This window comes from Kribbella sp. NPDC043289, assembly GCF_056436705.1.
In genome coordinates, this window is sequence record NZ_JBWKCB010000004.1 from 1 (window position 1) to 22,590 (window position 22,590).

Consider the following 22,590-nt stretch of genomic DNA (forward strand, 5'->3'; position numbering starts at 1 on the left):
CGATCCTGGCCCTGGCCAGACGCCGTCTGAACGTGCTCTGGGCCCTCATCCGCGACGGCCGCACCTTCGACATCCACCCACCCAGACCCGCCGCCCTCGCAGCGTGAGCCGACACTCACAAACCCTCAACCCAACTTGACAACATCATTGGGAGTCTCCTTATTTACTTGGCGTCCAGGCCGGCGGCGTCGACCGTCGGCTTGCCGGCCTTGCCGAGTACCTCGTTCAGCGGCCCCAGGTCCGCGAAGCCGGCCACCGCCGGCGCTTCCTTGGCGATACCCGCCGTGACCTGGTCCTTGGCCAGCTGCGGGAACGTGGACGCGATCGGGTCCGCGGTGATCTGGATGTGCTCGAACGCCCGGTCGATGACGGCGGGCTTGAGCGCCTTACCGGTCGCCGCCTTCAGCTGGTCGTTCACCACGGTCTTCGCGTCGGCGGTGTTCGTCGTACTGAAGTCGATCGCCGCGACCAGGCCGGACAGCAGCGCCTTCACGGTCTCCGGGTGCTCCTTCAGGAACTGCGTGCGGACGATCAGCACCGTGGTCGGGAACTTCCCGTCCGGCCACAGCGACGCCTCGTCGAGCAGCACCTTCGCACCGGCGTCCAGGACCAGCCGCGACGACCACGGCTCGGGCAGCCAGGCCGCGTCCACGTCGCCCTTCTTGAACGCATCGAGGGTTTGCGCGTTCTCCAGGTTGGTCACCTTGACCTTGCCGGTCAGGTTCTTCTCGGCGAGCCACTTCTTCAGCGACACGTCCTGGGTGTTGCCGAGCTGCGGCGTGACGACGGTCTTGCCGATCAGGTCCTCGGGCTTGGTGATCGTCGGCTTGACGACCAACTGCGCGCCGCCGGACGTCGCACCGGCGATCAGCCGGACCGCCTCGCCGTTGGACTTCGCGTAGGCGTTGATGGCGGGGCCGGAGCCGATGAACGACGCGTCCAGCGAGCCGCCGAGCAGTGCGCCGACGGCCTCGGGGCCGGCGTTGAACTTGGTCGGCACCAGCTTGGTGCTGCCGAGGTCCTTGGCGAACAGGCCCTTGCCGAGCCCGACCAGCGCGGCGGCGTGGGTGACGTTCGGGAAGTACCCGAGCCGCAGCTCGGTGGCGGGGCCCTTGTCGGACGTGGCGGCGGCGGTGTCCTCGCTGCCGCCGGCGCGCGAGCAGCCCGCGGCGGCGACGGTCAGGGCAAGAGCTGCAGCGAGCAGGCGGAACGGACGGATGGCGGAGATGCTCACAGGAAAAGCCTTTGTCTTGAAGGAAGAAGCAGCTCAGGAAGTGGGTTCGAGCTCGCGGTCGTCGAGAAGGCTTTCGGCCTCGGAGACGGTACGGCGGGCCGCGGCCCGGATCCCGTACGCGACGATCGCGGCCCAGCCGAGGACGAGCGCGGCGTAGACGGCGTACCGCGGGCCGGTGGTGACGTCGAGACCGTTCAGGACCGTGCGGGCGTTGGTCAGGATCAGCACCAGACCGACGCCGACACCGAGCCAGCGGGTGGCGAGTCGGGACACCAGCCAGGCGGCCAGCGGAGCGGCGATCACGCCACCGATCAGCAGCGCGGCGACGAGGTCGAACGGCAGGTGTTCGCGGCCGAGGCCGAACAGGAAGCCGAGGCTGGCGGCGATCGAGACCAGGAACTCCGCAGCGTTCACCGAGCCGACGGCGCGCCGTGGCGCGAGCTTGCCGCTGGACAGCAGCGCGGAGTTCGCGACCGGACCCCAGCCGCCACCGCCGGTGGCGTCGATGAAGCCGGCAACCAGACCCAGCGGGCCGAGGAACTTGCCCGCCGGGCGACCCTCGATCACCGCCCGGACCTTCCCGGTACCGAAGCGGACCAGGATGTAGACGCCGAGCAGGAGCAGCAGACCAGCGACCCACAGCGACGCCGACTCGGTCGACAGACTCGACAGGAACGTCGCACCGGCGAACGCACCGACCGCGCCGGGCGCGCCGATCAGCGCGACGACGCGCCAGTCGACGTTGCCGAAGCGCCAGTGCGACAGGCCGGACGCGAGCGTCGTACCGACCTCGGCCAGGTGCACCGAGGCGGAGGCGACGGCCGGGGTGATCCCGGTGATCAGCAGGGCGGTACTGGCGGTGACGCCGTACGCCATGCCGAGGGTGCCGTCGACGAGTTGGGCGATCGAGCCCAGCAACGCGATCAGGATGAGACGACGCACAGAACTGCTCCTACGGGTCGGAAGGAGTCGGGGCGGTGTCGATCACGGCCGAGAAGGGCCGGTCAGGTCGGGAGACGACGCTGGGGGATCAACAACCCGAGGAGTTCACGCGCAGCAGATCGACGTGCCGACGCCGGGTGAGGGCGTCTCCGGGCGCGTTCGCGACGATCTGCATAAGACTATGAAAGCGGACAAAGTCGAGCAAGATGCTCAGGTTTCAGCATCTGGACCTGTCAATCATCAACCGAGACAAGCGATCAGATGTGATCATCGACCGGTTCTGGTCAGAAGGTTGATCGCGCGCGCGGCGCCTCCCTAGGGTCGTGGGGTGCTGACACCTCGATCTCTCCAGACCGAGTACGCCGTCCGTCCGGTCGGCGTCGACGTCCCGAAGCCCCGTTTCAGCTGGGTCGCCGACTCCCCCGGGTACGGCGCGACCCAGACGGCGTACCGGATCCTCGTCGCCTCGGCGCCGGAGCTGCTGACACCGGAACAGGCCGACGTCTGGGACTCGGGGAAGGTCGAGTCGGCGCGGACCTTCGGGATCGAGTACGACGGCCCGGTCGCGGCGCGGACGCGGTACCACTGGACCGTGCTGCTCTGGGACGGTCTGGACCAGTCGGATCAGTGGGCCGAACCGTCGTCGTTCGAGACCGGCCTGCTCGACGAGGGCTTCCATAGTGCGCAGTGGATCGGCGGCACGACCGACAGCGCTCCCCTGCTGCGCCGCGCGTTCACCGTCGACGGGACCGTCCGGCGCGCGCGGCTGTACGCGAGCGGCCTCGGGTACGCCGATCTGCGGCTCAACGGTCACGCGGTGAGTGATGCCGTACTCGACCCGGGTTTCACTGCGTACGACCGCACTGTTCTCTATACGACGCACGACGTGACCGACCTGCTACGCTCCGGCGGCAACGTGGTCGGCGCCGAACTCGGCCGCGGGTTCTTCGGGATGACTTCGGTGAACGTCTGGCGCTGGCACGACACGCCCTGGACCGCCGACCCGCGACTGATCGCCCGCCTGATCGTCGAGTACGACGACGGTCGCGTGGCCGAGGTGGTCACCGACGAGTCGTGGCGCATCACCGGCGGACCGACCCTGTCCGACTCGCTGTACCTCGGCGAGACGTACGACGCCCGGCGCGCGCTCCCCGGCTGGGACGCGCCCGGCTTCGACGACTCGGCCTGGTCGCCGGCGAGTCTCGTCGAGGCGCCGCGCGGCACGGTGACGGCCCAGGCGCACGAGCCGATCCGGGTGATCGAGACCGTCGACCCGGTCGAGGTCACCGAGGTCCGACCGGGGGTCTGGATCGTGGACTTCGGACGGACGGTCGCCGGGTGGACGCGGCTGGCGGTCACGGCCGAGGCCGGGACGACCGTCACCCTCACGCACGGCGAGACGGTTGCTGACGGCAACGTGGCGGCGTGGAACGTGCACGTCGACGGCGACCGGATCCAGCGCGACGAGTACGTCGCGGCCGGCACCGGCGTGGAGATCTGGGAGCCCAAGTTCTCGTACAAGGGGTTCCGCTACGTGCAGGTCGAGGGCGCGCCGGCCGACGTCCAGATGCGCGTCGTGAACTCCGACGTCCCGTCGGTGACCCGGTTCACCTCGACGCAGGCGCCGTACGAACAGTACGAGCGGGCGATGCGGCGGACGATCCTCGGCAATCTGCACGGGATCCCGACGGACACGCCGTACTTCGAGAAGAACGGGTGGACCGGGGACGCGCAGGTCGGGGCGCCGACGATGCTCGCGACGCTCGGCCTGGCCCGGTTCTTCACCAAGTGGCTCGGCGACATCCGGGACAGTCAGGCGGAGTCCGGACAGTTGCCGGTGATCGTGCCGTCCAGCGGCTGGGGCTTCACCGACCTCTCCCCCGCGACCGAGTGGCCGACCGTCTACCCGTTCCTGCTCCGCGAGATGTACCGCTGGTACGGCGACGAGCGACTGCTCCGCGAGCACTGGGACTCCCTCACCCGCTACCTCGCCTGGGAACTGGACCGGGTCGAGGACGGACTGTCGGTGAGTGTTCTCGGCGACTGGCTGCCACCCGGTTTCGGCAGCGGCCCGGCCCCGGAGGACCGGCGCCTGACGGGTACGGCGTACCTCTATCGCGCGCTCGTCGTCGCCGCCGAGATCGGCGATGTGATTGGACAGCCCAACGAGTATCGCAAGGCGTCGCGGGAGCTCGCGGACGGGCTGAACCGGGCGTTCCTGGATCGCACCGAAGGCCGGTACCGCACCGAGAAGGACCCGGACTACCGGCAGACGTCCAACGCCGTACCGCTGGCTTTCGGGATCGTCCCGGAGGACATGGTCGATCGCGTCGCGGCCAATCTCGCCGCGGACGTCGAGGCGCGCGGGTTCCACCTCAACACCGGCTGCCTGGGCGTCGGCGTCCTGCTGCCGGTGCTGACGAAGCACGGGTACGGCGACGTGGCGACGAAGGTCGCGCTGCAGCGGACCTTCCCGAGCTGGGGGTACTGGTTCGAGCTCGGCGCGGACACCATGTGGGAGAAGTGGGAGGACGACTCGCGGTCGCGGAACCACTACTTCCAGGGCACGGTCGTGCAGTGGATCTTCGAGAACGTCGCCGGCCTGCGGGTGATCGACGCGGGCGCCGAGCGGATCGTGGTGCGGCCGGACGCGCGCGACGAGGTGAACTCGGCGGGCATCCGCACCGAGACGATCCGCGGCCGGGTGTCGGTGTCCTGGAAGCAGAACGGCCGGGTGCTCACCCTGGAGGTGCAGGTCCCGGTCGGCGCGACGGCGGAGGTCCATGTCCCGTCCGAGTCGGCCGAGCACGTCGACGCCGTACCGCGGTCGTTCGCGGGCTCGCCGACGTACAGCGAGGGCTACACCGTCTACACGGTCGGCGCCGGGCAGTGGGCGTTCACGAGTCGGTCGGCGTGACCTTGCGGTAGATCAGGTCGCGGACCTCGCGGCCCTCGGCCTGTGCGCGGGACTCGAACTTGGTGACCGGGCGCCACTCGGGCCGCGGGGCCCAGCCGTCGTACTGGTTGCGCAGCGACGGCTCGGCCTCGCAGACCTCGAGCATCCGGTCCGCGTAGTCCGCCCAGTCCGTTGCCAGGTGCAACGTCCCGCCGGGCTCGAGCCGGGACGCGATCAGCCCGACAAACGGCAGCGTGACCAGGCGGCGCTTGTGGTGCCGTTTCTTCGGCCACGGGTCCGGGAAGTAGATGCGGACGCCGGCCAGCGCACCGGGAGCGACGTGGTCGCGGAGGAAGTCCAGCGCGTCACCCTGTAGCAGCCGGACGTTGTCGAGGTCGTACTTCTCCACCCACAGCATCAGCTGGCCGAGACCGGCCGGGTAGACCTCCGCGGCGACATGGTTCACCTCCGGCGCGGCGACGGCGAGCTGCGCGGTCGCCTCCCCCATCCCGGAGCCGATCTCCAGCACGGTCGGCGCGGTACGCCCGAACCACTCGCCCAGGTCCAGCTCACCAGGCGGCAGGTCCTCCTGCGTCCGACCGAGCTCCGCCCAGCGCGTCGCCCAGACCCGCTTCTGCCCCACCGTCATCCGCACACTGCGCCGGACGGTGCTGAAGACACCCGCCTGCCTGACCTGATCCACAGCTTCCACCAGCAGGAGTGTATTAGTCGTCCCAGAACAGTCGCGCCACCGTGTTGTGGGCGCGGCGGGTGGTGCGCAGATAGTCGTCGGAGAACCGGCCGGACTCGCCCGGCGGGTAGCCGCAGATGTGCGCGACCGCGGCGAGGTCCCGGGGATCCCGCGGCAGCGAGTCGCTCGCCCGGCCGCGGACCAGCATGATCGCGTTCCGGATCCGGCTGGCCATCTCCCAGGCGGCGCTCAACGTGTCCGCCTCGGTCGGGTCGACGAGACCGGCGTTCACGCCGGCGCGCAGCGCCGTCAGCGTCCGCGTGGTCTTGAGGGTCGGGACCCGGTGGGCTTCCCGCAGCTGGAGGAGCTGGACGGTCCACTCGATGTCGGCCAGACCGCCGCGGCCGAGCTTCGTGTGCGTGCTCGGATCGGCGCCACGCGGCAACCGCTCGGCGTCGACCCGCGCCTTGATGCGCCGGATCTCCATCACCTCGCGCTCGCTGATCCCCTGCTCCGGATAGCGCAACGGGTCGATCAGGTCACGGAACGACTGACACAGGTCAGCATCGCCACACAGCGGGTCCGCCCGCAGCAGCGCCTGCGCCTCCCACACCGCCGACCAGCGCGCGTAGTACTGCGCGTACGACGCCAGCGTCCGGACCAGCGGACCCTGCCGACCCTCCGGCCGCAGGTCCGCGTCGATCGCGACCGCCGGATCGGCACCGGGCAGCGCCAGCATCCGCCGCAGCTCGGTCGCCGCCTGGGTCGCGAAGTCCGTCGCCTTCTTCTCGTCGGCGCCGGGGATCGGGTCGTGCACGAACATCACGTCCGCGTCGCTGCCGTACCCGAGCTCGTGCCCGCCGAACCGGCCCATCGCGACGATCGACATCCGGGTCGGCTCCGGCTCACCCTTCGCGACCGCCTTCCGGGCCACCTCGAGCGCCGTCGTCAAGGTGCCGACCGAGACCGTGGTGAGCGCCGCGCCGACGGTCTCCACGTCGAGCAGACCGGACAGGTCCGCTGCCGCGATCCGGAACAACTCGCGGCGCCGTACCGCGCGGATCGCCGCCACCGCGGCCTCCGGCGCGTCCTGACGGCGGCCGGCCGCGGACATCTCGGTCAGCAGGGCTTCCTGGGTCCGCGGCGTCAGCTCGCGTTCGTCGGCGAGCATCGCGGTCGCCTCGGGCGCGCGTTGCAGCAGGTCGACGGCGTACCGGCCGCTGGCGAGCAGGTGCGCGAGTCGCTCGGCCGACGCACCCTCGTCGCGTAGCTGGCGCAGGTACCACGGGGTCGAACCGAGCGCGTCCGAGATCGTCCGGAACGCGAGCAGGCCGGCGTCCGGCGCGGGCGACTCGGCGAACCAGCCGAGCATCGCCGGCAGCAAGGCCTTCTGGATCGACGACCGCCGCGAGACCCCCTCGGACAGTGCCTCGATGTGCCGCAGCGCGGACGCGGGATCGGCGTACCCGAGCGCGGTCAGCCGTTGCTTCGCCGCCTCCGGAGTCAGCCGCACCTCGCCGCCCGGGATCCGCGCGACCGCGGCGAGCAGCGGCCGGTAGAACAGCTTCTCGTGCAGCCGCCGGACCTCGAGCGCATGCTTCTTCCACGCCGCGGTGAGGTCGGTGACCGGGTTCTTGGTGAACCCGAGCGAGCGGCCGAGCCGCCGCATGTCCTCCTCGTCGTCCGGCACCTGGTGAGTACGGCGTAGGCGGTACAGCTGGATGCGGTGCTCCATCGACCGCAGGAAGCGGTACGCATCCGCGAGTACGGCGCCGTCCGTGCGGCCGACGTACCCGTTGTAGGTCAGGGCCTCGAGCGCGACCAGCGTCGTACCGCTGCGGACGGACTCGTCACTGCGACCATGGACGAGCTGCAGGAGTTGTACGGCGAACTCGACATCGCGCAGGCCACCGGGACCGAGCTTCAGCTGCCGGTCCATGTCCGCGGCCGGGATGTGGTCGATGACCCGCCGCCGCATCGCCTGGACGTCGCTGACGAAGCCATCGCGGTCCGCCGCCGACCACGCCAGCAGCCCGACTTTCTGGGCGTACTCATCACCGAGCGCCACGTCGCCCGCGACCGGGCGAGCCTTGAGCAGCGCCTGGAACTCCCAGGTCTTGGCCCAGCGCTGGTAGTAGGCCAGGTGGCTGTCGAGGGTGCGGACCAGCGGACCGGATTTACCTTCCGGACGCAGCGCCGCGTCGACCGGCCAAAGCGTGCCCTCGCCGGTGTGCGCCGAGCAGATCCGCATCGTGGCGGCCGCGAGGTACGTCGCAGTTCGCAGCGCCGGTGCCTCGGGCTCACCGTCGTGCGGCTCGGCGACGAACAGCACGTCGACGTCGCTGACGTAGTTCAGCTCCCGGCCGCCGCATTTGCCCATGGCAATGATCGCGAGCCGGCAGTCGGCGGCACCGGGGTGCGCGGCGAAGTACTCGTTGCGGGCGATGTGCAGCGCGGTCTCCAGCGCCCCACCCGCGAGATCAGCGAGGACGGCGGCGACTTCGTCGACGAGCAGCCCCTCGGCCAGGTCCCGAGCGGCCAGCCGGAGCAGCAGCCGCCGGTACTCGACCCGCAGCGCGTCGACCGGGTTGTCCGCGTTCACCGCGCCGGCGAGCTTGAGCGCCACGTCCTCGACCGACGGCCGGTTCCCGGTCAGCGACGGGTCGGCCAGGTCGTACCAGTGCCGCGGGTGCAGGCAGAGGTGCCGCCCGAACGCCTCGCTCGCGCCGAGCACGAACACCAGCCGGCGCCGGAAGTCGGCATCCATCTCGAGCGTGCGGGCGAACGCGGCCACGTCGTACCCGTGTTTGTGCAGCGCCTCCGCCATCCCGCACAGGCTGTGCAGCGCGAGATCCGGGTCGGCCGACTCCGACAGCGTCGTGATCAGCTGCTCGGTCGCCATCGGACTGTGCGAGTCCAGCGCGTCCAGCTCCTCGAGCCTCCCCGCCGCCCGCTGCGGGTCCTCGAACCCGAGCCGAACCAGGCGTCCCTCCCACGACCCTCTCCGACCCTCAGCCACTTCAGAAGGCTATCCAACCCGGGCCGCGGACCGAGCAGCGGCCGGTGCGTCCGCAAAGTCTCAACTGGATTGCGGGGAATACACGGTGTCGTGTAGCGGATTCGCTCAGTAGTCGGCATGATGGCGTTCCATGGTCATGATGACGGGGTCGCTCGCCGTGCGAGGCACGGTTGTCTGGTTGACACCCCAGCAGGGCGGGCGAGTGTCCGGACCGCCGGAACCGGACTACGACTACGACTACACGGCGACCGCTTACCTCCCACCACGCACCCCGGAGGACGGCCAGGCCGGGCTCGCGCTGAGCCGGTTCGCCCCCGGCGCCTGGCGCACGCCCGCCGAGGGGATTCTCGTTCCTCCCAAGGGTCATCGGGCCCAGCAGGTGATCCCCGGGTGCATCGTGATCGTCACCGAAGGGGTCCGCCCGGTCGGGCTGTTCACCGTCGACGAGGTACACGCGCTGGCGGACGACGGTACGCCGGTGGTCGTGCCGGCTCCATCAGTCGAGTCGGCGGCTCCGGTGGTCGAGGCGCCGGTCGCGCTGGAGGTTCCGCCGTACCGGCACTCGACGGCTGCTGCTCGGTGGGCCTCCAAGCACGGCTCTGACAGCACGCCAGCCGAGCCAGCCAACGTCTGAACACAGCCTGTTGTAATCCGCCTACCCAGTGTTACCTTCAGAAGCATGCGTCACTGGAAACGGGTTGTCGCAGTCCTCGCCGTCGCCGCGGTAGCACTCGTCGTCGAAGGCTGGGTGGCCCGCGCCCAGGCCACGCCGACGCTGTTCAAGAACTGCACCTACACCCGGACCGCGGGCGAGCACGGGCAACCGCCGTACTCGCTGGCGCCGACGCTCGGGCTGGTCAAGGTCACCCTCCGCACGAACCGGGGCGACCTGGTGCTGACCCGCGACCGCGCCAACGCGATTGCCCTCAGCAACACCCCGGGACGCGGCAACTCCAGCGAGTTCTTCATCACGCCTGCGGATGCGCCGCTCTCCCCCACGTCGACGGTGCTGGGTCGAGTCACCACCGGCCAACCGGTGCTGGACCGGCTCACCACCTCCGCGCCCGCCACGCTCCTGGAAGTCTTCGTCGGCTGATTGAGTGGTTTTGCTCATGCGGGCGAGGTGGCGGCGGCCTGAAGATCTCGGCATGACGAAGAAGATCCAGCCGCAACAAACCGCCGCCTTCTACGCGCAAGCCGTCGCATCCTTCGGCATCTCGATCACGGCGATGTCGATCGCCCTGGTCTACCTACCGGCCCAACCTTGGGTACGGGCGTTCCTCGCGCTCGACCTGCTCTACGTCGTCACGTCGACCGTCGTCCTGTGCAAGGTCGTCCGCGACCGCCAGGAAATCACCGAGGTCACCAGCCGCGTGGACCAGGCCCGCCTCGACAAACTCCTCACCGACCACGACCCCTTCAGAGTCGACAGCTGACGCGGGTCACCGGGGAGCGCCGAGGTACCTGGCAGGCAGGCGTTCCTCGGACACGCCGGCGTCGCTACGGCGTACCGAGTAGGCGGCCGTGTCGGGACGGGAGCTGACGACGTTCGCGAGGCGGCCGTTCGTGAAGTGCAAGGCCACGCCGTCCTCGGCGGCATAACCTTCCGGGAAGCCGGACTCGACCAGACCGAGGAAGGTGTCACGCCGCAACGCCTCGCCGTCGTAGTGCGGACACGCGCTACCCGGCAAGAGCCCAAGCCCGTCGTCCAGCGGACCACAGCCGTTGGTGTCGAACGAGTCCGTCACCGAGGCCTCGAACCAGCAGTTCATCCCAGCGCTGATCCCAGCCATGACCACACCTGCGCGGTAGGCCTTCTCCAACGCGACGTCGAGCCCGTGCAGTCGCCAGATCGCCAGCAGGTTCGCGGTGTTCCCACCACCGACGTACACAACATCTTGTTCCAGCACGAAGGCGTCCAGATCACCCACCGACCGCTTGAACAGCGACAACACCGTCGCCTCCGCCCGCTCCGGCCCGAACGCCGCCAGGAACCGCTCGCTGTACCCCTCGGAGTCACCACTCGCAGTCGGAACAAAGCAAACCCGCGGCTTACGCCCCTGCGGCCCCAACGAGAGCACATAGTCGTCAAGCAACAGGTTCTCCGGCTCCATCGAGAACCCACCACCACCCAACGCGACAACCTGAGCATCAACCACCAAGATCCCCATCCACTCGTGCCAAAAGGTCCGCCCCTTGTACCGCGACTCGTGAAGAACGGCGGCGTTTCACCAACCCCAACCCACGACCCGGCGGACAACCACCGCTGCACCGCAGCCCTGCGTCAGCACGCCGGGAGAACGCTGCGCGGGCGCACACCTTGCCCGACGACCGTCCGCCCGCCCCGGGTCCCGACCCGGGCCGCGGTTGGCTTGGGTTTGGGCGCGGGCTACAGGACCGGGAGGAGTTTGTTGAGTTCGAAGGGGGTGACCTGGCGGCGGTAGTCCTGCCATTCGGCGCGTTTGTTGCGGAGGAAGAAGTCGAAGACGTGTTCGCCGAGAGTTTCGGCGACGAGTTCGCTGTCCTCCATCGCGCTGATGGCTTCGGCGAGGCTGCCGGGGAGCGGCTTGATGCCGAGGGCCTTGCGTTCGCGGGCGGTGAGCGACCAGATGTCCTCCTCGACCTCGGCCGGCAGCTCGTAGCCTTCCTCGATCCCCTTGAGACCGGCGGCGAGCATCAGCGCGAAGGCGAGGTACGGGTTGGCGGCCGAGTCCAGCGAGCGGAACTCGACGCGGCTCGACTGCCCCTTGTGCGGCTTGTACATCGGCACCCGCACCAGCGCGGACCGGTTGTTGTGACCCCACGAGATGAACGACGGCGCTTCGTCGCCGACGGCCAGCCGCTTGTAGGAGTTCACCCACTGGTTGGTGACCGCGGTGATCTCCGCCGCGTGCTGCAGCAGCCCGGCGATGAACGCCCGCCCGGTCTTCGACAGCTGGTACTGCGCCCCGCCCTCGAAGAACGCGTTCCGGTCACCCTCGAACAGCGACATGTGGGTGTGCATCCCGGAACCGGGGTGGTCCGACAACGGCTTCGGCATGAACGACGCGTAGATGCCCTGCGACAGCGCTACCTCCTTCACCACGACGCGGAACGTCATGATGTTGTCGGCGGTCGACAGCGCGTCGGCGTACCGCAGGTCGATCTCCTGCTGGCCGGGGCCGCCCTCGTGGTGGCTGAACTCGACCGAGATCCCCATCGACTCGAGCATCGTGATCGCCTCGCGGCGGAAGTCGTTGCCGATGCCCTGCGGCGTGTGGTCGAAGTACCCGGAGGAGTCGACCGGCTCCGGATACGTCCCGGGCGCGCCGGTGAGCGACCTGAACAGGTAGAACTCGATCTCGGGATGGGTGTAGAAGGTGAACCCGAGGTCGGCGGCCTTCGACAGCGTCCGCTTCAGCACGTGCCGCGGGTCGGCGAACGACGAGGACCCGTCGGGCATGTTGATGTCGCAGAACATCCGCGCGGTGCCCATGGTCTCGCCGCGCCACGGCAGGATCTGGAACGTCGACGGGTCCGGCTTGGCGAGCATGTCCGCCTCGGTCACCCGGGCGAATCCCTCGATCGCCGAGCCGTCGAACCCGAGGCCCTCCGCGAACGCGCTCTCCAGCTCCGCCGGCGCCACCGCGACCGACTTCAGGAACCCGAGCACGTCGGTGAACCAGAGCCGCACGAAGCGCACATCGCGCTCCTCCAGCGCGCGCAGCACGAATTCCTGCTGCTTGTCCATCCGGTCCACCTCTCACCCGAGTCTTCGGAACTTCTCACAGTGTGCCCCGCCCTTGTTAAGCAGACGTTACGTGCCAGGGCGGACATCGTGGCGATCAGGGCCTAGCGTGTCCCTTTGTGCAGACGATCTTCCATGCCGCCCTGATCGTGGCGGCGGTCCTCTGCCTCAGCGACCTGATCGTCAGTACGGCGCGATTCGTGCAGTCACTGCGGCACCGGCGACCGGCCGAGCGGGACGTCCTCGGGCGCCGCTGGCTGCCGATCCCGGAGCTTGGGTTCGGCATGTGCGCGTTCTGCTGCCCGGGGCTCGTCACGCTCGGGCTGAGGCATCAGAACGCCCACGATCTGCCGACCGTCCAGATCCTGCTCGCCGCGCTGGTCTTCGGGTACGCCGGTGCCGTGCTGTCCCGGGTCGTCCGGACGCCGGGACCCGGTGGCCGCCGGTTCAAGCTACGCGCCGGCCTGCTGCTCGGTCTGCCGGCCGTGTTCGGCCTGGTCTTCGGCCTCTCGGGCATCGCGGTCTGAGCGGTCCGAGCTCGCCGACTTCGCGGCCCGGCGCGCACGGAACCAGGGCACGATCCGCTCCAGCGGAGCGAACGCCAGCCAGCAGACCACGGTCGGCAGGAAATGGATCAGCAGGATCGCCGTGTTCGCGGCGTGGAACCCGAGGAAGAACAGCGCCCCGAGCAACTGCCAGCGGCCCTTCAGCCAGAGGATCACCGGCGAGCAGAACTCCCCGATGATGCCGACCCACTGCATCACGTGCAGCACCCACGGGTAGTTGAGCAGCCACTCCCCGACCGGGTGCGGCCGCCGTACGATCGCCCACGTCAGTACGGCGCTCCCGGGCCAGGTCAGCGCCCATCCGGCACTGCGCAGTTTCGCGACCGCGGACAGGAAGTACGTCGCGATCACGCAGATCTGGATGCACCGGATCGCCCACCCGGCCGCCTCCGACGCGGTCTGATCGCCGTACGACGACGGTCCGCGACGACCCGCCGCGACGGTCGGCAGCACCCAGAGCGCGATGACGAGGGCGAGATGGTCGTGGTCAACCTTCCCGTCGCTCATCCCGATCAGCACCCACCAGGTGAATGCCGGCGCGACGATCCAGCCGGCGATCCGCGGGAAGTAGTTCGTCGCACCGATCAGGCAGGCGACGATCAGCACGATGTAGAGCGCGGTGGTGTTCGCGACCGTCGGCTTCGGGAGGTCGAGGAGCCGGGCCAGCTGCAACGGCTGGTACAGCCCCGGGTGCTCGCCCTTGTCGCGGGTGTCCCGGACGAACGCATGCATGTCGAGGATGACGAACAAATACAGAATCGTGCGCAACCACGCGATCCGCGCCAAAGCGATCGTGGGGGTGAACCAGTTCGCGACCTTCATCGACGGACCTCCCAGGTCGCCAGCACCTGGGACGTGGGCGGTCCTTCGACGCGCCCCTTCACCAGTTGAGTGGTGTCCCGGATCAGTTGGAGCTTCACGTACTTCGGCTGGTCGGGGTGCTTGCGCGCCCACCCGTCCGCGACCTGCTGGAGCAGCGACGGGTCCTTGGTGATCTCCCCCGCCCGCGCCTCGATCTCGGCCCGCGCCACGCCGGCGCCCTCGATGTTCAGCGGTACGTCGACCGTCGTACCGGCGTCGGTCACGGCACTGATCCGGGTGTAGTCGATCGAGGCGTCGTCCGGCACCGACATCGCGTACTGCGACATCGGCCCGAACGGCCAGGCGTCGTCGGAGGCCCGGACCGATCCGTTGATCAGCAGCGCGATGCCCGCGACCGCGACGAGGACCCGTATCCCCTTGCCGACCCGTCCCAGCCGGACGGCCCCCGGCCGCTCACCTTCAGTCACGCCCGCCATTACATCATTCTGGTTTGACGGTCTTGACGGTAGGGAATTTTCTCAAGTATGACCGCCCCAGAAAATATCCAACGTACCCGGGTGTCCCGGCGTACCCTGCTCGGCGCGAGCGCCGGCGGCGTACTGCTCGGGGGACTCGCACTGCCCACAGCAGCCCATGCGGCCCCCGCGCCGCGCTGCTACACGCGCACCGAGTGGTCGGCGCGCCCGCCCAAGTCCGCCACCCAGGTGATCGGCAAGCCCGACCACATCGTCATCCACCACACCGCGAGCGCGAACGTCACCGACTACTCGCTCGCCGCGGCGTACAAGGTCCAGCACTGGATCCAGGACCTGCACATGGACACCAACGGCTGGATCGACATGGGCAACCAGCTCACGATCAGCCGCGGCGGCTACCTGATGGAGGGCCGCAGCAAATCGTTGTCGGCGATCAACAACGGGCAGAACGTGCTCGGTGCGCAGACCGCCAACCAGAACAGTCACACCATCGGCATCGAGCACGAGGGCATCTACGTCACCGAGAACGTGACGACCGCCCTGTTCGACATGTCCGTGCTGACCTGCGCCTGGCTGTGCACGAAGTACGGGCTCGATCCGCACGCGGCGATCGTCGGGCACCGCGACTACAACACCACGCAGTGCCCGGGTGACGTGTTTTACGCGAGACTGCCGGAGCTGCGTGACCGCGTCGCGGCGGTCCTCTTCGGCTGATACGTGACCTTGCGGATCAGGAGCTCGAACGGCCCGCGGTAGTCGGCCCGGCGCATCTGGTCCGCAAGCACGACAGTCGCCAGCCAGGTCGCGGCGGCCAGCAGCGCCGTCGTGGTCGTGGTGAGGGTGCGCGACAGGTCGAGCAGGTACGGCGTGAACGCGACGGCCCACACCACGGACTGGGACAGGTAGCAGGTCAGCGATCGTTGCCCGACCGCGGCGATCGCCAAGGTGATCGGACCTCGGCGGTCGCCCAGTCGGTGTGCGATCAGCACGATCAGGGCGGCGTACCCGAAACCCCCGAGGACCCCGGTCGCGTCGTGCAGTGGACCGAGGATCGTGAGTGCGTGGTCGCTCGGCCGGTTCAGTACGCCGCCGATGACCAGGGAGACCGGGAGGGCGCCGGCGATCGCGACCGTGAGTCCGAGGAGGGCCGTCGTACGGAGCAGGGTGAGGTGCTGCGCCGGGCGCTCGAGGATGCGGCGGCGGCCGGCCCACAGTCCGACCATGAACGGTGTGACGAAGCCGATCCAGCCGAGGCCGGCGATGAACGGCTGCACGGTGATGCGGTCCGCGAACTGACCGAGGAGGTCCGTCGGGAGCATCGACGGATCGGGGCGGTCGGCGGACACCGCCAACGCGTCATCGGTCGGCAGCGCGGTCATGATCAGGACGAACCCGGCGACGACGAAGAGCCAGCGGTCCTCCCAACGCAGCACGCAGACACCGAGGAACAGCAGGACGCCGTACGCCGCGAGGATGTCGCCGACGTAGAGCAGCATCGCGTGCAGGAACCCGAGTACGACGAGGAACAGCGAGCGGCGCCAGAGGAGTTTGCGGATCTGACCCCAGTCGCGACCGGCCTCGCGTTGCCGGCGGACGATCTGCGCGACGCCGTACCCGAAGAGGTCGCCGAACATCGGGAACGCGCGACCGTCGACGAACGTGGCGATCACCGTGGCGACGACGCGGTCGACGACTGAGCCGTCGGTCGGGAACCCGCCGAGCACGCGGTCGCTGTCGATGAAGTAATGCGAGTTGGCGAAGGCAATGAACAGCAGCATGAAACCGCGGGCGAGATCCGGACCCAGGGCGCGTTCGCTCAGGCCGGTCGGTCCGCTGGGGGTGCTCATGGTGTCATTCAACCGACTGCGGCGCGGACGTTCATCCGACGAAAGTGCCTGACCGGTGAACCTTCGTCGCTGTTCGATAGGCGCATGTACGACGAAGTCCTGACCCAGTGGCAGCGGGGGTGGTCGGCGTCGCGTGGGTGGACCGACTACCAGCACGTCGACGACGTCATCGTCGTACGGATCGGCGAACCGCAACGACGGGTCGAATACATCGCCACCGAGTCGAACGCGCGCGCCGCGGCGCACCTCGCGTTGACCGATTGCAACCCGCCCGGTACGTCGTGGCTCACGATCGCGACCGACGATCCGCAGCGGGTGGCGGGTGATCTGGTGCCGCTGGAGTTCGTCCGCACCGAGTGGCTGATGTCGGTCGCGCTGTCCGAGCACGCGAGCGCGCCGGTGCCCGCGCCGTACAAACTCGAGATCACCACGGCGCCGTCGATCATCGACGTCCACGTGTACGGGTACGGCGAACTCGCGGCCACTGGCAGGATGTCGCTCCTCCACACCGGCGCCGTCGCCGACATGATCCAGACCGACCCGGCCCACCGCCGCCGCGGCCTCGCCCGCGCCGTCATGACAGCCCTCGCCGAAACCGCCGTCACCCACGGCGTCCCCCAAGCCCACCTAGCAGCCTCCCCCGAAGGCCGCCCCCTCTACGAGTCCCTCGGCTGGACCACCATCACCCCCCTACTGGTAGCCCGAACCGCAACAACCCCAACCCCATGAAGCAAGTCATCGCATTCACCGGCCTGCCCGGCACCGGCAAGTCGACGCTGGCCGAAACGTTGGCCGAGGAGTCCGGCGTACCGGCTTTCGCCGGCGACTGGCTGCTCGGTGCCCTCAGACCGCACGGGGTGCTGAGCGGACTCGACCGGCCGACGTTCCTCGCGATGTATTACGACCTCCTCGGAACGTTGATCAGACGTCAGCTGATGATGGGTCAGTCGGCGATCGTTGACTGTTTGGTGAACGAGGAGATCGCGGGACGGTGGGAGGAACTGGCTGCGGAGTACGGCGGGCGGTTGGTGATTGTCGACTGTGTTTGTAGCGATGAACGCGTGCATCGGCAGCGGCTCGAAGCACGGCGGCGTGGGATCCCCGGGTGGCACGAAGTGGGGTGGGATCACGTCGAGCGGATGCGGAGTGAGTATGCGCAGTTGGAGCGCGAACGGTTGATCGTGGATGCGATGGAACCCGTAGTTGCGAACGTCTCGCGGGTGGGCGAGTTCATTCGGCGTACGTAAGACGTTGGTGAGGGGCGTGGGGTCGCGGGGCTGGAACCAGTAATGTGCTCCCGTGCCTCAGCTTCGGGTAGCTCTTGCTCAGCTCAATGTGACCGTGGGTGATATCGACGGGAACACCGACAAGATCGTCGCGTGGACCCGGAACGCGGTCGAGCGAGGCGCGCACGTGGTCGCGTTCCCGGAGCTCGGGCTGACCGGTTACCCGGTGGAGGACCTGGCGCTGCGGGCCTCGTTCGTGGACGCCTCGCAGACCCGGATCCACAGCCTCGCGAAACGACTCGCCGACGAAGGACTCGGCGACATCGTGGTGATCTGCGGGTACCTCGATCGCGCCAGCGGTACGGCGATGGGTATCGACCGGCTCGGCCGCCCGAAGGGCTCCCCCACCAACTCCGCGGCCGTCATCCACCAGGGTCGCGTGGTGACGAGCGCCGTCAAGCACCACCTGCCGAACTACGGCGTGTTCGACGAGTTCCGGCACTTCGTCCCCGGCAACACCCTGCAGGTCGTCCGGATCCACGGCGTTGACGTCGCGCTCGTGATCTGCGAGGACCTCTGGCAGGACGGCGGCCCGGTCGCGGTCACCCGCGCGGCAGGTGCCGGTCTGCTCATGGTCGTCAACAGTTCGCCGTACGAGGCCAACAAGGACGACGTCCGCGGTGATCTCGTACGCCGCCGCGCCCGCGAAGCCGGCTGCGCGCTCGCCTACGTCAACCTCGTCGGCGGCCAGGACGAACTGGTCTTCGATGGCGACTCGCTGATCGCTGACGCCGAAGGCACCGTGTTCGCGCGGGCTCCGCAGTTCGAGCAGGGCAGCATGATCGTCGACCTCGATCTCCCTGCCGCATCAGGTACTCCGTCCGGTACGCACGAAGGCATCGAGATCGTGCACACCGTCCTGCACGAGGAACCACTCCCGGAGTACGACGCGATGCCGCCGAACATCGCGCCGCGACTCAGCGACGAGGCCGAGATGTACGGCGCGATCGTCACCGGCCTGCGCGACTATGTGCAGAAGAACGGCTTCAAGTCCGTCCTGCTCGGACTGTCCGGCGGCATCGACTCCTCGCTGGTCGCCGCGATCGCCTGCGACGCGGTCGGCCGCGAGAACGTCTTCGGGATCTCCAACCCGAGCGTCTACTCCAGCGACCACTCCAAGGACGACGCCGCCGAACTCGCCGCGCGCACCGGCCTGAACTACCGCGTCATACCGATCCAGCCGATGGTGCAGCCGTTCCTCGACACACTCGGGTTGACCGGGCTGGCCGAGGAGAACCTGCAGGCCCGGGTCCGCGCCGTGGTGTGGATGGGATTGTCGAACGCCGACGGTCACCTGGTACTTGCCTGCGGCAACAAGTCGGAGCTGTCGGTCGGGTACTCGACGATCTACGGCGACGCGGTCGGCGGCTACGCACCGTTGAAGGACGTCCCGAAGACCCTGGTCTGGCGGCTCGCGAAGTGGCGCAACGCGGACGCCAAGGAGAAGGGGCAGCAGCCCCCGATCCCGGAGAACTCGATCGCCAAACCCCCGTCGGCCGAGCTTCGCCCGGGGCAGCAGGACACCGACTCGCTGCCGCCGTACGACCTGCTCGACGACATGCTGGACGACTACGTCGAGCAGGACCGCGGCAGCGCCGAACTGGTCGCGGCCGGATTCGACACCGAGCTGGTCACCAAGGTGATCCAGCTCGTCGACCGAGCGGAGTACAAGCGCCGGCAGTACCCACCGGGCCCGAAGATCACGCACAAGGCCTTCGGACGGGACCGCCGGTTGCCGATCACCAATGCATGGCGTGAGGACGCACGGAAGGCAGCCGAGCACTGAGCGACTCCTGGCGGTACCGCCCAACCCAACCCGACAATGGGGTCCAAGAATCCGCGTGGGGTTCCCCCGAGGACCTGCACGACCGTTCCGGCCTGCCCAAAGAAAGTTACGGCGAGAGTCGCGGTGACAGTTACCGGGACAGTCGCGGTGACGGTTACCGGGACAGTTATGGCGACAGTTACCGGGAGGATGTGAGCGATCGCTCACCTACAGGCGGTGGCGCTCACCCTCCGCATCGGTGGGACGATGAAGACATGGTTGACAACTTCACGTCGGCCGGTACCCAGGGTGATGACGAGGAGCTGCCGTCGCCGTACGGGACCGGACCGAAGAACCGGGCAACCGAGGAGCACCGCCGCTCGGACTACGACAACGACCCCTGGCACGAGCGCGGCTCCGGTCTAGGCCTCGACCCGTCGCCGTCGCTGCCGAACGCACCCCGCACGTACGAGCGCGGGCCGGTACCGCAGCAGCCGTATGTCCCGAAGCCACCGTTCCTGCCGAGCGCACCACCACCGCCGGGACAACCGCCGGCGCGGAGTGAGCGGCCGGAGTACTACGGAGAGTCGCGCGAGGAGTCGTACGGGTACCAGGAGCAGAGCCCGTTCCGGCCCCAGCCGCCGGCGCAGCAGCCCGCACCAGGGTCGCAGCCGCCGCCGCAGGGTCGGCCGAGTCCGTTCGGTCCTGGGTCGGGGAGCAATGGTGCGCCGGGTGGGCGGCAGCAGCCGCCCGGTCAACAGAGCAGCCAGCAGGGCGGCCAGCAAGGGAGTCAGCAGGCCGGACAGGTAGGCGGTCAGGCTGAGGGTCGGCAGGGCGGTCAGGTTGACGGTCGGCCGCAGGGTGGTTCGCAAGGTGGTTCTCAGCCTGGGCAGCAGTCGCCCGGTCAGCCGCCGCTTCGGCCGCCGGCGCCGCCGTCGAGCAACGGCGTGACTCAGCGGCCGCAACAGTCGTCGAACGGCAGCACCAACTGGGGCAGCCCGGCACCACAGTCCGGCACGCCTTCCCAGGCAGGCAGCCAGCCGCCGTCACAACCCCCGTCGCCATCGCCGTCCTCGCCGTCGCAGTCGTCGTCGAGCAACGGGCTAAGCCACGAACACAGCAACGGCTTGAGCCATGGGTCGAGCAACGGGCTCGGCAATAGCTCGAGCAACGGGTTGGGCAGCGGTTCGAGCAACGGGCTGGGCAGCGGCTCCAGCAATGGCCTGAGCCACGGGTCGAGCAACGGGCTGGGCAAGAGCTCGAGCAACGGGCTCGGTAGTGGTTCGAACAATGGGCTGGGTGCTGGTTCGAGCAGCGGGTCGAGCAATGGGTTGGCCGGTGGGTCGAGTAACGGCCTGAGCAATGGGATGAGTGGCGGGTCGAGCAACGGGCTGAGTAATGGGTTGGGTCACGGGGTGAGCAACGGCTTGAGCTCGCAGCAGCCGCCGCGGCCGCCACAGCGCCTGCAGCCCCCGAACGCCACCCACGGCCACGATGCGGGACGCGAGCAAGAGCCGGGGCGCGGGCAGGACCCCGTACGCCGGCACGAGCCAGGCCCAGGCCCCGAGCCCGTCTGGGGCCACGAACCGGACCGTGGGCAGGAGACTGCACGGGCGCACGAGAGCGGTCGGGCGCGGGACGAACGGCAGGCCCGCGAGGACGCTCAGCGCCGCGAAGAGCTGCTTCGCCGCGAGGATGCACCGCGCCGCGATGAGGGACAGCGGCTTGAGGACGGACAGTGGCGCGGCAACGTCCAGGGTCGAGACGACCTGCAGCAGCGGGACGATGCCGGGCGGCAGGACGGCGCGCAGCAGCGCGCGGATGGACAGCGGCGCGAAGAGCTGCAGCGGCACGAAGAAGCGCAGCGGGGCGACGGCGTGCAGCGGCGGGACGGTGTGCAGCCGCGCGACGAGGCGCTGGGGCGTGATGGTGTGCGGCAGGAAGAAGGGCAGCGGCAGGGGGATTTGCGGCGGCGGGAAGAGGCTCGGCGGCAGGAGGTTGGGGCTGAGGGGCGGTCGGCCCATGAAGGTGGGGAGGCGCCGGCTGGGCCGGTCGAGTCGCCGACGATTACGGCGTACCTGCCGGACATGATCGACGCGTATCAGCAGGCGCCGGGGCAGGACAGCGGGTATCCGTCCGACCCGAGTGCGGAGTACGAGAGCAACGCGCCGATGACCGAAGGAGCCGGTACGCCGAGGCGCTCGGTGGGTGCTCGTCGGCGCGCGGGCGTGCAGCAGGATGCGCCGAGTCAGGTACCGACCGAGCAGGTCACCTCGCATCGCGCGGCCCGACGGGCCCAAGCGTCCACGAACCCCGCGGCTGAGAGAGCCGCCGAGGTTCCAACCGCAGCCGCCGGCACCCCAGGCGGACCTGCCGCCAGCACTCCGAGCGCACCCGCTGCCGGACCGAGCGCACCCGTCGTTCAGGGCGCGACCGCTGCCGGGACAACCGCACCCGTTGCCGGGCCGAGTGCTGGTCAGGGTGCTGCGGGTGAGGGGCCGAAGCGGCCGCGGCGGTATCGGGTTCATCATTTGCGGGACTTCAAGAACCGTGGCGAGAAGTGGGCGATGCTGACGGCGTACGACCAGTACTCCGCCGAGATCTTCGACCAGGCCGGTATTCCGGTGCTGCTGGTCGGCGACTCCGCCGCCAACAACGTGTACGGGTACGACACGACGCTGCGGGTCACCGTCGACGAGCTCATTCCGTTGGCGCGGGCTGTGGCCGGTGCGGTCGACCGGGCGCTCGTCGTCGCGGATCTGCCGTTCGGTTCGTACCAGGCGTCGCCCGAGCAGGCCTTCCACACCGCGGTGCGGTTCATGAAGGAAGCCGGCGTGCACGCGGTGAAGCTGGAAGGCGGGCGCACCGTCGTACCGATGGTGGAGAAGCTGACGCAGTCCGGTATCCCGGTGATGGCGCACATCGGCTTCACGCCGCAGAGTGAGCACAGTCTCGGCGGATACCGGGTCCAGGGGCGTGGCGATCAGGCCGCGGCTCTGATCGACGATGCCGTCGCGCTCGCCGAGGCCGGTGCGTTCTCCGTCGTGCTCGAGATGGTCCCTGGGGACGTGGCCGCCGAGATCACCAAGCGGGTCCCGATCCCGACGATCGGTATCGGCGCGGGACGCGACACCGACGCCCAGGTGCTGGTCTGGCAGGACATGGCCGGCCTGCGATCCGGCACCATGCCGCGCTTCGTCAAGCAGTACGCCGATCTGCGCGGCATCCTCACCAGCGCGGCCGCGACGTACGCCGCCGAGGTGGCCTCGGGTGCTTTCCCGGGAGACGAGCACACCTTCTGACACGACTCCCCGTACCG

General features: G+C 69.2%; 20 protein-coding genes. 10 read left to right on the forward strand and 10 right to left on the reverse strand.

Going from position 1 to position 22,590, the window contains the following annotated elements; translation table 11 throughout:
• Positions 1-163 precede the first annotated feature (163 nt).
• From AC0662_RS24400 to AC0662_RS24410, 3 genes are all read right to left on the reverse strand, one after another.
• On the reverse strand, positions 164-1,234 hold the full coding sequence (locus AC0662_RS24400) for an ABC transporter substrate-binding protein (RefSeq protein WP_478303446.1): 1,071 nt from the start codon (positions 1,232-1,234) through the stop codon (positions 164-166).
• Positions 1,235-1,267: 33 nt separating this feature from the next.
• Positions 1,268-2,176: a sulfite exporter TauE/SafE family protein gene (locus AC0662_RS24405; protein WP_452197921.1), complete on the reverse strand. Its 909-nt coding sequence runs from the start codon at positions 2,174-2,176 to the stop codon at positions 1,268-1,270.
• 88 nt (positions 2,177-2,264) lie between these two features.
• On the reverse strand, positions 2,265-2,351 hold the full coding sequence (locus AC0662_RS24410; RefSeq protein WP_387775242.1) for a putative leader peptide: 87 nt from the start codon (positions 2,349-2,351) through the stop codon (positions 2,265-2,267).
• 153 nt (positions 2,352-2,504) lie between these two features.
• Between AC0662_RS24410 and AC0662_RS24415 the strand changes: the two genes are divergently transcribed.
• Positions 2,505-5,093: a family 78 glycoside hydrolase catalytic domain gene (locus AC0662_RS24415; RefSeq protein ID WP_478303448.1), complete on the forward strand. Its 2,589-nt coding sequence runs from the start codon at positions 2,505-2,507 to the stop codon at positions 5,091-5,093.
• On the opposite strand, the gene trmB is transcribed toward AC0662_RS24415, so the two are convergent.
• Positions 5,074-5,784 (reverse strand): tRNA (guanosine(46)-N7)-methyltransferase TrmB, encoded by a 711-nt coding sequence (gene trmB / locus AC0662_RS24420; RefSeq protein ID WP_452197925.1) that lies wholly within the window; start codon positions 5,782-5,784, stop codon positions 5,074-5,076. The two genes, AC0662_RS24415 and trmB, sit on opposite strands and share 20 nt — an antisense overlap.
• 13 nt (positions 5,785-5,797) lie before the next feature.
• Entirely contained in the window at positions 5,798-8,782 is a 2,985-nt protein-coding gene (locus AC0662_RS24425; RefSeq protein WP_452197927.1) for a bifunctional [glutamine synthetase] adenylyltransferase/[glutamine synthetase]-adenylyl-L-tyrosine phosphorylase, read from the reverse strand.
• A gap of 130 nt (positions 8,783-8,912) precedes the next feature.
• On the opposite strand from AC0662_RS24425, the gene AC0662_RS24430 reads away from it, so the two are divergent.
• Genes AC0662_RS24430 through AC0662_RS24440 form a run of 3 tightly spaced genes read left to right on the forward strand, consistent with a single transcriptional unit; the run spans position 8,913 to position 10,218 of the window.
• Positions 8,913-9,416 carry a hypothetical protein gene (locus tag AC0662_RS24430; RefSeq protein ID WP_478303450.1) on the forward strand — a complete coding sequence of 168 codons (504 nt, stop codon included), beginning with the start codon at positions 8,913-8,915 and terminating at the stop codon, positions 9,414-9,416.
• A 45-nt stretch (positions 9,417-9,461) separates the two neighbouring features.
• On the forward strand, positions 9,462-9,878 hold the full coding sequence (locus AC0662_RS24435) for a hypothetical protein (protein WP_478303452.1): 417 nt from the start codon (positions 9,462-9,464) through the stop codon (positions 9,876-9,878).
• A gap of 52 nt (positions 9,879-9,930) precedes the next feature.
• On the forward strand, positions 9,931-10,218 hold the full coding sequence (locus AC0662_RS24440; RefSeq protein ID WP_478303454.1) for a YiaA/YiaB family inner membrane protein: 288 nt from the start codon (positions 9,931-9,933) through the stop codon (positions 10,216-10,218).
• Between the two features lie 6 nt (positions 10,219-10,224).
• On the opposite strand, the gene AC0662_RS24445 is transcribed toward AC0662_RS24440, so the two are convergent.
• Positions 10,225-10,941 carry a Type 1 glutamine amidotransferase-like domain-containing protein gene (locus tag AC0662_RS24445; protein WP_478303456.1) on the reverse strand — a complete coding sequence of 239 codons (717 nt, stop codon included), beginning with the start codon at positions 10,939-10,941 and terminating at the stop codon, positions 10,225-10,227.
• A gap of 230 nt (positions 10,942-11,171) precedes the next feature.
• The gene (gene glnA / locus AC0662_RS24450; protein WP_452197937.1) at positions 11,172-12,512 is read right to left on the reverse strand and encodes a type I glutamate--ammonia ligase; all 1,341 of its coding nucleotides are present in this window, start codon (positions 12,510-12,512) and stop codon (positions 11,172-11,174) included.
• Positions 12,513-12,628: 116 nt separating this feature from the next.
• On the opposite strand from glnA, the gene AC0662_RS24455 reads away from it, so the two are divergent.
• Positions 12,629-13,036: a hypothetical protein gene (locus tag AC0662_RS24455; protein ID WP_452197939.1), complete on the forward strand. Its 408-nt coding sequence runs from the start codon at positions 12,629-12,631 to the stop codon at positions 13,034-13,036.
• Here AC0662_RS24455 and AC0662_RS24460 read toward each other — a convergent pair.
• Together AC0662_RS24460 and AC0662_RS24465 are read right to left on the reverse strand one after the other, a co-directional pair.
• The gene (locus AC0662_RS24460) at positions 12,962-13,897 is read right to left on the reverse strand and encodes a hypothetical protein (RefSeq protein ID WP_478303458.1); all 936 of its coding nucleotides are present in this window, start codon (positions 13,895-13,897) and stop codon (positions 12,962-12,964) included. The genes AC0662_RS24455 and AC0662_RS24460 overlap by 75 nt on opposite strands.
• Complete coding sequence (locus AC0662_RS24465; protein WP_452197943.1) at positions 13,894-14,373, reverse strand: hypothetical protein; 480 nt, start codon at positions 14,371-14,373, stop codon at positions 13,894-13,896. The genes AC0662_RS24460 and AC0662_RS24465 overlap by 4 nt, the downstream gene beginning before the upstream one ends.
• A gap of 81 nt (positions 14,374-14,454) precedes the next feature.
• Here AC0662_RS24465 and AC0662_RS24470 point away from each other — a divergent pair, with 81 nt between their 5' ends.
• Entirely contained in the window at positions 14,455-15,087 is a 633-nt protein-coding gene (locus AC0662_RS24470) for a peptidoglycan recognition protein family protein (protein WP_452197945.1), read from the forward strand.
• On the opposite strand, the gene AC0662_RS24475 is transcribed toward AC0662_RS24470, so the two are convergent.
• On the reverse strand, positions 15,033-16,220 hold the full coding sequence (locus AC0662_RS24475) for a DUF418 domain-containing protein (RefSeq protein ID WP_478303460.1): 1,188 nt from the start codon (positions 16,218-16,220) through the stop codon (positions 15,033-15,035). The two genes, AC0662_RS24470 and AC0662_RS24475, sit on opposite strands and share 55 nt — an antisense overlap.
• Positions 16,221-16,304: 84 nt before the next feature.
• On the opposite strand from AC0662_RS24475, the gene AC0662_RS24480 reads away from it, so the two are divergent.
• The 4 genes from AC0662_RS24480 to panB all read left to right on the forward strand — a co-directional run bounded on the left by AC0662_RS24480 (position 16,305) and on the right by panB (position 22,573).
• Complete coding sequence (locus AC0662_RS24480) at positions 16,305-16,949, forward strand: GNAT family N-acetyltransferase (protein ID WP_478303462.1); 645 nt, start codon at positions 16,305-16,307, stop codon at positions 16,947-16,949.
• The gene (locus tag AC0662_RS24485) at positions 16,946-17,467 is read left to right on the forward strand and encodes a P-loop nucleotide/nucleoside kinase family protein (RefSeq protein WP_478303464.1); all 522 of its coding nucleotides are present in this window, start codon (positions 16,946-16,948) and stop codon (positions 17,465-17,467) included. Before AC0662_RS24480 ends, AC0662_RS24485 begins: the two co-directional genes overlap by 4 nt.
• A 52-nt stretch (positions 17,468-17,519) precedes the next feature.
• Positions 17,520-19,292, forward strand: coding sequence for an NAD+ synthase (locus AC0662_RS24490; RefSeq protein WP_478303466.1), 1,773 nt, complete (start codon positions 17,520-17,522; stop codon positions 19,290-19,292).
• A 254-nt stretch (positions 19,293-19,546) separates the two neighbouring features.
• Entirely contained in the window at positions 19,547-22,573 is a 3,027-nt protein-coding gene (gene panB, locus AC0662_RS24495) for a 3-methyl-2-oxobutanoate hydroxymethyltransferase (protein WP_478303468.1), read from the forward strand.
• Positions 22,574-22,590: the final 17 nt, after the last annotated feature.

What these genes read in the sequence shown, in the direction of transcription:
- AC0662_RS24410 (WP_387775242.1), bottom strand. Translation starts at nt 2,351, where the DNA reads ATGCAGATCGTCGCGAACGCGCCCGGAGACGCCCTCACCCGGCGTCGG.
- AC0662_RS24430 (WP_478303450.1), top strand. Translation starts at nt 8,913, where the DNA reads ATGGTCATGATGACGGGGTCGCTCGCCGTGCGAGGCACGGTTGTCTGG.
- AC0662_RS24435 (WP_478303452.1), top strand. Translation starts at nt 9,462, where the DNA reads ATGCGTCACTGGAAACGGGTTGTCGCAGTCCTCGCCGTCGCCGCGGTA.
- AC0662_RS24440 (WP_478303454.1), top strand. Translation starts at nt 9,931, where the DNA reads ATGACGAAGAAGATCCAGCCGCAACAAACCGCCGCCTTCTACGCGCAA.
- glnA (WP_452197937.1), bottom strand. Translation starts at nt 12,512, where the DNA reads ATGGACAAGCAGCAGGAATTCGTGCTGCGCGCGCTGGAGGAGCGCGAT.
- AC0662_RS24460 (WP_478303458.1), bottom strand. Translation starts at nt 13,897, where the DNA reads ATGAAGGTCGCGAACTGGTTCACCCCCACGATCGCTTTGGCGCGGATC.
- AC0662_RS24465 (WP_452197943.1), bottom strand. Translation starts at nt 14,373, where the DNA reads ATGGCGGGCGTGACTGAAGGTGAGCGGCCGGGGGCCGTCCGGCTGGGA.
- AC0662_RS24475 (WP_478303460.1), bottom strand. Translation starts at nt 16,220, where the DNA reads ATGAGCACCCCCAGCGGACCGACCGGCCTGAGCGAACGCGCCCTGGGT.
- AC0662_RS24480 (WP_478303462.1), top strand. Translation starts at nt 16,305, where the DNA reads ATGTACGACGAAGTCCTGACCCAGTGGCAGCGGGGGTGGTCGGCGTCG.
- AC0662_RS24485 (WP_478303464.1), top strand. Translation starts at nt 16,946, where the DNA reads ATGAAGCAAGTCATCGCATTCACCGGCCTGCCCGGCACCGGCAAGTCG.
- panB (WP_478303468.1), top strand. Translation starts at nt 19,547, where the DNA reads ATGGTTGACAACTTCACGTCGGCCGGTACCCAGGGTGATGACGAGGAG.